The sequence below is a fragment of the Roseovarius lutimaris genome (genome assembly GCF_900115165.1).
GTDB lineage: Bacteria > Pseudomonadota > Alphaproteobacteria > Rhodobacterales > Rhodobacteraceae > Roseovarius > Roseovarius lutimaris.
Genome location: NZ_FOVP01000045.1, coordinates 1 through 12,252 on the forward strand (window position 1 = coordinate 1; position 12,252 = coordinate 12,252).

13 protein-coding genes and 1 pseudogene are annotated in these 12,252 nt (G+C 53.8%); 11 read left to right on the plus strand and 3 right to left on the minus strand.

What is annotated here, in order from left to right:
- From BMZ91_RS20235 to BMZ91_RS20270, 8 genes are all read left to right on the plus strand, one after another.
- On the plus strand, positions 1–197 hold a 197-nt coding region (locus BMZ91_RS20235; protein WP_143076424.1), incomplete at its 5' end, for an integrase core domain-containing protein.
- A 109-nt stretch (positions 198–306) separates the two neighbouring features.
- Complete coding sequence (gene pdxR, locus BMZ91_RS20240) at positions 307–1,785, plus strand: MocR-like pyridoxine biosynthesis transcription factor PdxR (protein ID WP_092842400.1); 1,479 nt, start codon at positions 307–309, stop codon at positions 1,783–1,785.
- A 143-nt stretch (positions 1,786–1,928) separates the two neighbouring features.
- Entirely contained in the window at positions 1,929–3,257 is a 1,329-nt protein-coding gene (locus tag BMZ91_RS20245; protein ID WP_092842401.1) for an aspartate aminotransferase family protein, read from the plus strand.
- 6 nt (positions 3,258–3,263) lie between these two features.
- Positions 3,264–4,592, plus strand: coding sequence for an NAD(P)/FAD-dependent oxidoreductase (locus BMZ91_RS20250; RefSeq protein ID WP_092842402.1), 1,329 nt, complete (start codon positions 3,264–3,266; stop codon positions 4,590–4,592).
- 1 nt (position 4,593) lies between these two features.
- Entirely contained in the window at positions 4,594–5,268 is a 675-nt protein-coding gene (locus tag BMZ91_RS20255; protein ID WP_092842403.1) for an amino acid ABC transporter permease, read from the plus strand.
- A gap of 1 nt (position 5,269) precedes the next feature.
- Complete coding sequence (locus BMZ91_RS20260; protein WP_092842404.1) at positions 5,270–5,938, plus strand: amino acid ABC transporter permease; 669 nt, start codon at positions 5,270–5,272, stop codon at positions 5,936–5,938.
- Positions 5,935–6,708, plus strand: coding sequence for an amino acid ABC transporter ATP-binding protein (locus tag BMZ91_RS20265; RefSeq protein WP_092842405.1), 774 nt, complete (start codon positions 5,935–5,937; stop codon positions 6,706–6,708). The genes BMZ91_RS20260 and BMZ91_RS20265 overlap by 4 nt, the downstream gene beginning before the upstream one ends.
- Before the next feature lie 27 nt (positions 6,709–6,735).
- A complete protein-coding gene (locus tag BMZ91_RS20270) occupies positions 6,736–7,587 on the plus strand; it encodes a transporter substrate-binding domain-containing protein (protein WP_245736507.1) in 852 nt (283 codons plus the stop codon).
- A gap of 171 nt (positions 7,588–7,758) precedes the next feature.
- On the opposite strand, the gene BMZ91_RS20275 is transcribed toward BMZ91_RS20270, so the two are convergent.
- On the minus strand, positions 7,759–8,415 hold the full coding sequence (locus BMZ91_RS20275; protein ID WP_092842406.1) for a GntR family transcriptional regulator: 657 nt from the start codon (positions 8,413–8,415) through the stop codon (positions 7,759–7,761).
- Between the two features lie 169 nt (positions 8,416–8,584).
- Between BMZ91_RS20275 and BMZ91_RS20280 the strand changes: the two genes are divergently transcribed.
- From BMZ91_RS20280 to BMZ91_RS20290, 3 genes are all read left to right on the plus strand, one after another.
- Positions 8,585–10,027 carry an NCS1 family nucleobase:cation symporter-1 gene (locus BMZ91_RS20280; protein ID WP_092842407.1) on the plus strand — a complete coding sequence of 481 codons (1,443 nt, stop codon included), beginning with the start codon at positions 8,585–8,587 and terminating at the stop codon, positions 10,025–10,027.
- Positions 10,028–10,306: 279 nt separating this feature from the next.
- Positions 10,307–11,403, plus strand: a protein-coding gene (locus BMZ91_RS20285) for an IS3 family transposase (RefSeq protein ID WP_092842408.1) whose coding sequence is annotated in 2 segments (ribosomal slippage) — positions 10,307–10,571 and positions 10,571–11,403 — 1,098 coding nt in all. Because the reading frame shifts where the segments join, the coding sequence is not laid out codon by codon here.
- Positions 11,384–11,743, plus strand: a complete 360-nt coding sequence (locus tag BMZ91_RS20290) for an ATP-binding protein (RefSeq protein WP_342741963.1) — start codon at positions 11,384–11,386, stop codon at positions 11,741–11,743. Before BMZ91_RS20285 ends, BMZ91_RS20290 begins: the two co-directional genes overlap by 20 nt.
- Here BMZ91_RS20290 and BMZ91_RS20295 read toward each other — a convergent pair.
- On the minus strand, positions 11,701–11,967 hold the full coding sequence (locus BMZ91_RS20295; protein WP_092842410.1) for a helix-turn-helix transcriptional regulator: 267 nt from the start codon (positions 11,965–11,967) through the stop codon (positions 11,701–11,703). The two genes, BMZ91_RS20290 and BMZ91_RS20295, sit on opposite strands and share 43 nt — an antisense overlap.
- 69 nt (positions 11,968–12,036) lie before the next feature.
- Positions 12,037–12,252, minus strand: a pseudogene (locus BMZ91_RS21685) (integrase); the annotation flags it as partial.

Below are 12,252 nucleotides of genomic sequence, written 5' to 3' on the forward strand. Positions count from 1 at the left end.
ACTGCGAAAGCTTCAATGCCAGGTTCCGGGATGAGCTTCTGAACGGTGAGGTCTTCTACTCGCTACGCGAGGCCCAGATTCTGATCGAGAAGTGGCGCCGACACTACAACACAGTCAGACCGCACAGCGCTCTGGGATACCGCCCACCAGCGCCCGAAAGCCTCGTTCCGATAGACCAAAGGCCGACCATGCACTAACAATTAACCTGGACCACCCGACGGGGGCACGCCAGTGGGCGAGGTGTCACCACGTTGGCAACTTGATATGGATTGGGTAAGGTTGCTGAGATCAACGCGGAACGCCTCAATGCTCAACGCACGTTTCCTAACTCTGCCTAAAACATCTGCGTTGTGCCTGCGCGACCAAGTCTGTGAGCTGATAAGTTCCGCGATCGCGCAGGATCTATTTCCCAAAGCCGAGCCTTTGCCGTCTTGCCGTGCTTTGTCGGGCCATCTGGGCGTATCGCGCAATACGGTACACGATGCCTATTGCAGATTGATAGATATTGGTCTTGTAGTTTCGCGAGATCGCAGCGGCTATTTCGTAGATGATGCCGTAGCAGAGCTGGGACGTTCAAGCATTGCGTCCAAAGACAAGAAGACATCCATTCCTTCGCCGCTGGAACATGTGATGGCGGGTCTGCTGCGCCCATCGGACATGGCAAAGGTCGATCATCCAAATGATTGGAGCAACTATCCCTACCCATTTGTTTACAATCAAATCGATCCCACATGGTTTCCAATAAAGGAATGGCGAGAGAGTATGCGGGCTGCGATGGCGTCTTCCGGTCTTGTCGAGTGGAGCCGTGATGCAGGCGGTGCAGACAGCTCTAATCTGATCAAACAACTCCAGCAACGGCTGTTGGGGTATCGCGGAATTAATGCCGCGCCGGAAGAGATTCTAGTCACCTCGGGCGCGCAGAACGCAATTTCACTATTGGCGACGTTGAATGCCTATGTTGGACGTCGCGTCGCAATTGAAGACCCGTGTTATCCTGAAGCTCGCAACGCATTTGAGGTTGCAGGCAATCAGTTGGCTTGCGTTCCGGTGGATCGGTTCGGGTTAATCGTTGATAAAGTACCGGCAGATGTCGGGTTGGTTTACACAACACCTAGCCATCAATTCCCTACCACCGTGACAATGTCAGTAAAGAGGCGATTAGAGCTTTGCGAACGTGCTGTTCGTGACGATTTCCTGATCTGCGAAGACGACTATGAAGCAGAAATGAACTTTGTCCAAAAACGCGAAAGACCCATTCGGGCCTTGGATACGTCAGGCAGGACTGTCTATGTAGGAAGCCTGTCCAAAAGCGTCGCGCCTGGACTCCGAATTGGATATATGGTGGCCCACCCGGATGTCATTCGAGAGGCAAAGGCGATCCGGCGATCCACCATGCGCCATCCGCCGATCTTGCTCCAAGATGCGATGGCGCACTTCATTGCCAGCGGTGCGCTTGACGCACATTTGCGCCGTATGGAACGGCGGTACAGATCTCGGTGGGAAATAATCTTAGATGCCTTAGCCGAGCACTTGCCAGATTTTGATCAGCAAGTGTCTCAGGGCGGCACCTGTGTTTGGCTGACGGCTCCTAAAGGGATTGATACAAGCATTCTTGCACAAAGGCTGAAACAACACGGCGTTTTGGTCGATGAGGGGGCCGCGTTTTACCGCGATCCATCACACGGGCAGCGTAAGTTGCGTATCGGGTTTACCGCTTTACCACGTGCGTCGCTCCGGGATGGTATCAAATTGATCGCCGCAGAAGCAATAAGAGTGCGCGCCTGAGGCGATTCTTATCTGTCCTGAAGTTTGGCTTAAACTGTCCATTCTAATTCTCATCGAGTTTTGTAATGCTCCGGGTCGAAGCACAGAATTTTGGTGCGCCTACCTGAGCAACGCACCACTGCTCTCTTTTAAGGATCGTGAAAATGAATGAGATAGCAACCGACGTTGATTGGTCAACGGACTCCATTATCGACAAGCGTGATAAGTATTATGCAGCGTCTCAACGCGCCTTCGTGCCCTATCAAAAACCACTGATCCTGAAAAAAGGAAAAATGCAGTATTGTTGGGATGAAAAAGGCAACAAGCTGACCGATCTGCTGGGCATGAACCTGTGCATCAGCGTTGGCCATGCGCACCCCGCGGTGGTTGAGGCTGTGACTGAGCAAGTGAAAAATCTGACCCATTGTACAACAATGTTTCACCATCCTGTTCCTGCGCATTTGGCAGAAGAGCTCGCCGCGACCATGCCAGCGGGGCACGAGTGGGTGGTTCATTTCACAAACTCAGGTGCCGAAGCAATTGATTTGGCAATGATGATGTCGCGCGCATACACGGGCAATCACGATATCATCGCTTTGCGTAACTCATACCACGGCGCAACTTATGGTGCGCAGGCTGTGACCGGTGTTCATGGTTTTCGCCACAACGTCGCGCAGCTGTCCAATATTACATTTGCAGCAGAGCCAAACCAGTATCGCGGCATATTCGGCGAGGGTACGGATCCGTATCTTGATGAAATCGATCGCACGATCGCATATACAACAAGTGGCGCTTTGGCCGCGATGTTGATCGAACCTGTTCAGGGCTACGGCGGAATTATCCCTATGCCAGCGGGTTACATGAAAGGCGCTGCTGAAAAGGTACGTGCCGCTGGTGGCTTGATGATCATCGACGAGGTGCAATCCGGCTTTGGCAAAACCGGTGATTCAATGTGGTGCTTCGATAGCCATGATGTAGTCCCTGATATCATGATCATCGCCAAAGGTTTGGGCAACGGAATCCCAATCGGGGCGGTCGTTGTCAAAAAGGAAATCGCCGAAAGCATGGCGGGCAAGTTCATCTTCCACACCTATGGCGCGAACCCGGTCGCTTGCGCTGCTGCACGGGCTGTTCTGCGCGTGATCCGCGAAGATGACATGATCAACAATGCCAAAACGGTCGGGGCCAAGCTGCATGAGGGCCTGCTACAGCTGAAAGATCGCTATGACATCATTGGCGACGTGCGTGGGCGCGGCTTTATGCAAGCGGTTGAGCTGGTTAAAGACCGCGATACCAAAGAACCGGCCCCCGATCACACGGCTTATGTGTTTGAACGGACCCGCGAGCATGGGTTGATCCTGTCCAAATCAGGCACCTTCAAAAACGTGCTGCGTATGGTGCCGCCTCTTTGTTTGCAGATGGAGGATGTGCAACCGGTTCTGGATGCATATGACCGCAGCTTTGCTGATCTTGAGAAAGCGAATTTGGGGTAAGCTGACATGACGCATGCATCCCTCAATACCGCGGACAAAACCCAACCGCCTGTCGTTGTGGTTGGCGGCGGTATGGTGGGGATCGCAACCGCAATTTGGCTGCAACGTGCAGGGCAACAGGTGACGCTGATTGATATGGCTGAACCGACCCAGCGTGCCAGCTATGGCAATGCCGGGGTGTTGGCGTCGTCTTCGGTGCTTCCGGTTACGATGCCTGGGCTACTCGGTAAGTTGCCCAAGATGGTGCTGAGCCCGAATGAGCCAATCTTTGTACGCTGGCCCTATTTGCCAAAACTTATGCCCTGGGCCTTGCGCTACCTCTCGCACGGAAACGAAGCTGACGTACGGCGCATCGCCTCGGCCATGGCTCCGATCATCGGCAACAGTCTGGATGATCATCTATCGTTGACCGAAGGCACGTCTGCGCAGCGTCATATCAAACCCTGTGATTTCGCGGTTTTGTTCAAAGATCGGGCCGAGTTTGAAGCCGGAAGGCTGGCATGGGACATCCGCAAAGGCCTTGGGTTTGAATGGACAGAACACGAAGGCGCAGCGCGCGATACCTATGATCCGTTGTTTCCGAATGATTTTGGTTTCCTTGCCGCCTTGCACAAGCACGGCCAGATCACCGATCCGGGCGCTTATCTTGCTGATCTGCACGACCATTTCACTGCTGCCGGTGGTTCGGTGGTACAGGCCCAAGTCACAGATATCACGCATGAAAATGGCAAAGTCACCGGCGTGGTAACGCCAGACGGCCCTTTAGACGCCTCTGCCGTTGCAATCACCGCCGGCGCTTGGTCGCCGCTTGTGACCAAGAAACTTGGCGTGAAAATCCCGGTCGAGGCCGAAAGCGGATACCATTTGGAGTTTTGGGATGCGTCGCACATGCCCAAATCGCCGACATTGGTTCCAGGTTTCAAATTCATCCTATCCCCGATGGAGGGGCGTTTGCGCGTTGCAGGTGGGGTTGAGTTTGGCGGTTTGAACAACAAAGGTCGCGAAGCGCCATTTGCCGCATTAAAACGCGGTGTGCATCAAATTCTGCCGGGGCTGACTTATGCCAAGGAAACGCGTTGGATGGGGCACCGCCCCGCGCCGACGGATTCTATCCCGATCATTGATCAACTACCGACCGTCAAAGGTGTTTATCTGGGCTTTGGTCATCAACATGTCGGACTTACCGGAAGTGCGCGCACCGGACAGATTCTCGCAAATATGATCGTCGGCAATGCCGTAAATATTGACCTGCACCCTTATCGAGTGTCGCGTTTCATGGGTGCAAAGGCCTCGTTGCCGCGCGCCGTTCACACACATCAAAAGGAACCCCGCTGATATGGAATGGAGTTTCGCACCTGTCATTGCCAACCTCGACATACTGCTTCTAGGGTTATTGAATACGTTAAAAGTCACCGGATTGGCGCTGTCACTTGGTGTGCCTCTTGGGCTTGCGCTTGCGCTGATGCGGTTGTCGCAAGTGCGGCCTGTCTCGATGGTCTCTGCGTTCATCATCGAATTCTTTCGCACAACGCCGCCGTTGGTTCAGCTGTTCTGGTTCTTCTTTGCTTTCCCGATCCTGTTCAATATCAACATGACGCCCTACTTGGCCGCAGTGGTGACATTCTCGATCCAGTCATCTGCGTTTTTTGCCGAGATTTTCCGCAGTGGCATCCAGTCAATTGATCACGGTCAGTGGGAAGGTTCCAAAGCCATCGGGATGAGCCGCAATCAAAGTCTGCGTCGGGTGATCCTGCCCCAGGCGGTCAAACGGATGATCCCTGCCTTTATGGAGCGCTCGATCGAATTGTTGAAAACGACCACTCTGGTGTCGACCATCGCCTACACGGACCTGATGTATCAAGCCAATAGTATCGCACAGAGTACATTTCGCCCGCTTGAAGTCTATACCGTGGTTGCCGTGATCTATTTCGTGTTGATCTTCGCGTTCAGCCAATTGTCGATCATAATCGAGCACAGGCTTGCCAAATCCGGCGAAGGGACGGTGAACTGACATGGATCACAATTGGGATTTCGCAACTATATTAACCAACTGGCGCGTCTATTGGGTTGGCCTTCAGGGCACATTGTTGATGTTTGGTGTGACAGTTACGCTTGGCATGTTTGGCGGGCTGATCATTGGCATCTTGCGCTATATGAAACACCCCGCCGCGGCTTGGCCTGCGCGTGCCTTTGTCGAAGTGTTCCGCAACACACCTGTGCTGGTGCAAATCATCTGGTTCTATTATGCCTTTCCGATCCTTACGGGCATCGAGACTTCGCCATTCCTGGCCGCCGCTCTGGGCATCTCTTTGAACACAATGGCATTTTCTGCCGAAATTTACCGCGCGGGCATTCAATCCATTGACAAAGGTCAATGGGAAGCAGGCAAAGCCATCGGGATGAATTTTGCCCAAACCATGCGGCGGATCATCTTGCCCGTGGCCTTGAAACGGGTGCTGCCCGCGTTGACGAACCGGGGCATCGAAGTGTTCAAAATGTCCACGCTGGCCTCGGTCGTCGCCTACATCGAAACGCTCAGTCAGGCGAAACTGATTGCTGAGTTGAACTACAACCCCATTGAATCCTACACCGCCGTCGCCCTGATCTTTTTCGTGGTGCTCTATCCGGTTGTGCAGGGAACCTACGCGCTTGAACGCGTACTAAACCGGAGTGACCGATGAGCGAACTTGTCCGCGTTGAAAATCTACACAAAAGTTTTGGCCCGCTTGAAGTGCTCAAAGGCATCGATCTTGAGGTGAATACTGGCGAGACCATGGTTCTGTTGGGCTCCAGCGGATCAGGGAAATCCACTCTGCTGCGCTGCATCAATTTCATGGAAATCCCGACGAGCGGGCGCGTGTTTCTGAATGGCGAAGCCATCGGCACCGAAGCTCGCGGCAAAGTCACCTACAAAGAAGGCGATCTGTGCAAATTGCGCACCCGCATCGGCATGGTGTTTCAGCATTTCAATCTGTTCCCGCACATGACCGTTTTGCAAAACGTCATGGAGGGCCAACTGACCGTGCTTGGTCGTGACAAAGCAGAAGCGCAAGAAAAATCCATGATCCAGCTGACCCGCGTTGGTTTGGCTAACAAAGCGGCGGAATACCCTTCGCGCCTGTCAGGCGGGCAAAAACAACGTGTTGCGATTGCCCGCGCGCTGGCGATGGACCCCGATGTGATGCTGTTTGACGAAGTCACCTCAGCGCTTGATCCCGAACTGGTTGGTGAAGTGCTCAAAACCATGCGCCAACTTGCCGAGGAAGGCATGACGATGATCTGCGTGACGCATGAGTTGGGCTTTGCCTATCATGTGGCCAACCGCGTGCTGTTCCTGAATGAGGGGACAATCCACGAAGAAGGCGAGCCGCAGGCTTTGCTGCGAAACCCGCAGACAAAACGGATGAAAGAATTTCTGGAAGGCCACGCGCTTTTCAAATTGCCCGAATAAACAAACGACCAACAGGAAGGAAAACAAATGAAACATATGTTCCAACGAACAAAATCTTGGCTGGCAGGTATTGCCGCCGCCCTGACATTGGCGGTGTCCCCCGTTGCGGCGCAGGACATATCGACCTGGGATCAGATCAACGAAACTGGCAAGTTGCGCATGGGCGTGATCCAAGCCCCACCCTGGTGGAGCAAGAACCCTGCTACAGGAACTTGGGATAGCGGCCTTGGTGTAACCATCGGCAAGAATATGGCCGAAGTTCTGGGCGTAGAGCTTGAGTTTGTTGAAGTGACATGGGGCACAGCCGTGGCAGCGCTTCAATCCAACAAGATCGACTTCATGCCGGTCCTCGATCCCAAGCCCGAGCGCGCGGTATCGATTGATTTCCCGAGCAACCCGCTGCTTTATATCTCGCTTGCTGTGTTGGCGAACGAAGACCTGGCCGCAGACACATGGGCCGATCTGAACAAGGAAGGCGTCAAAGTTGCCGTGCCCCAAGGCTCCAGTATGGATAGCTTCATTACTGCAACGCTGCCGCTGGCAGACATCCAACGTTTCCCCGATAATGGCGCATCTATTGCGGCGTTTCAGTCAGGCCGGGTTGATGCCGTGTCCCTGTTCCACCCGCCGCTTTTGGCAGCGCGCAAAAAACTGGGCCGTGGTCAGCTCGTGATCCCGACACCTGCGTTCTCGTCGCCAACGTCCATAGGTGTCCGCAAAGAAGCTGACAAAACATTCCGTGATTGGGTCGATACGTCGATCTTCTACTGGTACGAAACCGGACAAACCCAAGCATGGTATGCGGAATTCCTGACCGAGTTTGGTTTAGACCCCAAGGCTTCGCCCGTGATCCAGCGCGAGCTGCTTTTCGGCCAGTGATCGCTGTGTGATATAGACATGCCGGGGCCGAAAACGGTTCTGGCATGGCTGCATGTGTCTTATAAACTTGCCGTTACCCCTAACCGCGAAGCCAATCCTCTGAAACGCGCCGGGTTTCGAGGTCGGCAAGCCCCGCCATTCCCAGTCTCAACGATGCATAAGTTACAAATGTCAGGCCACGCCCCACCAACGCTGGGTCTGTTGACAGTGATATCGGATTGCGTGCTCAGCGGCATCGACATCGCGACCTTCCAAGGCATCAATAATTGAAAGGTGCTCTTCCATTGCAGATACGATACGGTCTTGAACGAACGGGCGCGCATTCTGGATAATTGCAATACGTACCCGGTTGGCGTCATAGGCGGACGCCAGTTGGAGATTGGCCAGCCCCTCGACCAGATAGTTGTGCAAGGCCAAGTCAACCTCGATAGCCTTTGGCGGAAGATCGTTCCCCGCGCCATTGTGGGCCGCGTGTAACATCTTATCGTGCTGCGCTCGCAGAGATTTCAATTCCGACAAAGTACCGCTAGCGATCCACCGTCGCGCGCCTTCCATGTCCAATACCATTCGAAAATCGAGACAGTCCCGAATGGTTTCGGGGCGCGCTTCCATGACTTTAACACCGCGTTTCGGTAATGTGGACACTAAACCTAGTGCACTGGCCTGTTTCACCGCCTCGCGAATGGCCGCAATCGGACAATCAAGAATATCGACCAGTTGCGTCATCGAGAGGAGCTGGCCGTCTCGCAGTTTTCCCGTTCGAAGTGCATCCCAAAGCGCGCGTTGAGCTTTATCCGCTAATAGTGTGCCTTCAGTATGCTGTCTCATTCATTCACCCAACCGCGGTATTTTCAATTGAATCCGTAAAGTGTTAACTGACGTATTTGATAGTATATTACTTAAGATACCTACTAACATGTTACTTACAAGTTCGATTTGTGCAGACATCTGCAGAAAACCAAAATTGTATCCGGTTAGCGGTTACAGGGAGGAAGAAATGGCTTCAATTGATGGCGGGCATGTCGCCCATGGCGGAACGATGGACCCGGAGGGAAACATACTAAATCCGGCTGGTGCCAAAGAAAAAACCTGGGGGTGGTTCGCCATTTTCAACGTCTGGGCAAACGATATACAGTCGCTCTTCGGGTATTCCCTTGTGGCATCGCTGTTCATTTCGTTCGGCGTCGGTGGATGGACCGCATTCGCTGCTTTGATCACGGCTGCGTTTTTTGTCATGTGGATGGTTAACTTGTCTGGCGCTGCGGGTGAAAAATATGGCATCCCCTATCCGGTCTTCGCCCGCGCGAGCCTTGGAACTCAAGGAGCAAAGCTCCCTGCTATTCTCCGCGCGATTGTGGCTGTGTTCTGGTACGGAGTTCAGGTCTATTTTGCCTCGACGGCGGTAGCCCTGTTGATCCGTTCGATTACAGGTGCAAGCGGAGGAGCGGAAATCCTCGGCCTTACAGGTATCGACTGGATTTCCTTCATAATTGTCTGGGGATTTCATATCGTTGTTTTCTGGCGTGGGATGAATTGGGTTGAGACTTTCCTGAATATTGCTGGTCCCTTTGTGTATCTGGTTATGATCGGCCTTGTAGTTGTGCTTTGGCAGCGCTCTGACGGCCAGCTTCTTTCCGCCACAGCGACGATCTTTGCCAATCCCGAAGGCACAGCTTGGACTGAGTTCAAAGGATTCATTGCCATCGTTGGCACAATGGTCGCCTATTTCGCGGCAGTCATGATCAACTTCAGCGACTTCTCGCGCTATGCCAAGGACAAGCGGACGATGAAATTGGGCAACCTAGCCGGTTTGCCTTTCAACATGATTTTGTTCTCGGCACTGGCGCTCCTGACGACCGGCGGTGCAGCGGTGGTCTATGGCGAAGCAATCATCAACCCGACAGAGATCATCGAACGCACCGACAGCGTGCTTCTTGGAGTTATCGGGGCGATCACCTTTTTCGCTGCGACGGTCGGGATCAACCTAGTTGCCAACTTCGTCCCAGCGGTCAACGGCATCGCCAACTTGTCTCCGGATAAGATCAGCTTTCGTAAGGCTGGCTTGATCACATCACTGTTTGCCTTGGTGATCGGCGGCTTATGGGTGAGCTTCATCAGTCAGGTAGGCATCAGTGGTTTCGTGAACACGCTGGGCGCAGTGCTCGCACCAATCTTCGGCATCATGATCGTCGACTACTATGTCCACCGTAAGGAACACCTAAGCGAAGCTGATCTCTACAATATGGAGGGCGGTATCTATCACTATGACAACGGCTGGAATAGCGCCGCGATCAAGGCGTTTGGTGTCGCCGCGATCTTCTCTGTCGCGACCGTCTGGATTCCGTGGTTCGCAATATTGGCTGGCTTCAATTGGGTGATTGGCGCGCTCCTTGGTGGCGTTATCTATCACGCGTTGGCAAAGGACCACATCAAGGTTTGACATTGATCTAGCTGGTGGAGCTTTACGCCCCACCAGCTAGATATCTGTGCTAAACTGAGTTTTTCTTATGGTTTGATGACGCACCCGTCTTTCGCCCCTCCTTTAACTAGATGAAAGACAGTCACTGCGGTGGTCTTGTGGCGCTATACCGCGTCTACTCCAAAACCCGAAAGTTCTCGTGCGTTATGACGCGGAAGTTGTCTGAGACCTTGTTGGAGTGCCCCCACTGAAGTGGTCCACCAACTGGGATAGTATTATCCCATTTCAGGGGGGCCAGAGATGGCCGGAAAGAGAGACAAACCCGAAGAGATCGTGCTGAAGCTGCGGCAGGTTGAAGTGTTGCAAGGGCAAGGCAGCTCGATTGCCGATGCCGTGCGCCAGATTGGCGTGACGCAGCAGACCTATTATCGATGGCGCAAAGAATATGGTGGCATGAGCCGGGATCAGCTCAAACGTTTGAAGCAGCTGGAGACCGAGAATACCCGGCTCAGGCGTGCGGTTTCAGATCTGACGCTGGATAAGATGATCCTGGCCGAGGCTGCCCGGGGAAACTTTTAAGCCCTTCCCGTCGCCGTCAGTGCATTGATCATGTGCAGCAGACCCTTGGCGTATCTGAGCGCCGGGCCTGCCGCACACTCGGACAGCATCGTTCGACACAACGCAAGGTTCCTTGTGGTTTGCCGGACGAAGAACGGCTGACTGAGGACATCATTGAGTTGACGCGAGAGTTTGGGCGCTATGGATATCGCATGATTACCGGGATGCTGAACAACAGCGGCTGGCATGTAAATCACAAGCGCGTCGAACGCATTTGGCGGCAGGAAGGGCTGAAACTCCCGCAAAAACAACCAAAGAAGGGCCGGCTCTGGCTGAACGATGGCTCATGCATCCGGCTCCGACCTGAGCGCCCGAACCATGTCTGGTCCTACGACTTCGTCCAGGATCGGACCCACGACGGACGGGTATATCGCACGCTCAATATCATCGATGAGTTCACGAAGGAGGCCCTGGTGATCCGCGTCAAACGTAAACTCAATTCCGTCGATGTGGTCGACGCCTTGACCGACCTGTTCATCCTGCGCGGTCCGCCGGAATACATAAGATCCGACAATGGCGCGGAATTTATCGCCAAAAAGGTACGCGCTTGGATCGGCGCGGTGGGCGCCAAGACGGCCTTTATTGCGCCAGGATCACCGTGGGAGAACGGCTACTGCGAAAGCTTCAATGCCAGGTTCCGGGATGAGCTTCTGAACGGTGAGGTCTTCTACTCGCTACGCGAGGCCCAGATTCTGATCGAGAAGTGGCGCCGACACTACAACACAGTCAGACCGCACAGCGCTCTGGGATATCCCGATCATCAGTACTTCATTCTCTGACTGTCAGAAGCACGGGCATCAAGTCGATATGCTTGCTGCGCTGGACAGGGCCTTCGCAGAGGCAAAAGAGGCCGCTCCTGCGGTGCTCTTCATCGACGAGTTGGATAGCTTCTCGCAAAGAGACGCGCGAGAATTCAACGCGAGCTACATGCGCGGTGTCGTGAATGGGTTGCTTGAGCAAATCAACAGGGCCAAGGACGTCGAAGGATTGATCCTGCTTGGCGCCACAAATTACGTGGACGCTGTCGATTCCGCGGTCATCCGCAGTGGTCGCTTCGATCTCAAGCTGCATCTGCCCTATCCGGACAAGGGAGGGCTGGAGGCAAGTCTGCCAGGTTGAATGTGGCTCTGCAAACGCATGAAAATCAAAACCCCGCCCGGCGCGATAAGCGCCGGGCGGGCGGCCAACCATTCCGAGATGGTACTGCCGTGCCATCCTATGAGGCGGTCGGTCAATTTGACTGGGGCCGGAAATGTGCCCGCATTGACCTGTCTGTAAATAGTCGAGCGGCTGAGCCTGGCAATATCCTGAACGTCTTTTTGTCTTAATATTCTGTCTGCCATTTATGTCCTCTTTTTATTTTTATGAGACATGATTAACAGGACGTCATTAAACTCAGGTTTACGTTTTGTTCAGGTTTTTCCGCTTACATATGCGGCCCAGGCGTTCATGTAAGGCGCGCGCTTCATGACGTAGGCCGTGCGATTGTAGGTATCGATCGCGGCATCCCCCTTTCCTACATGGCCGATGCAGGCTTCTGCGATCTCGAATGGACAGTCGGTCTGATCTGACAACCAGGTCCGCAAGGATGACCTAAACCCATGCGGTCGCGCTGCAACATTCTTGTC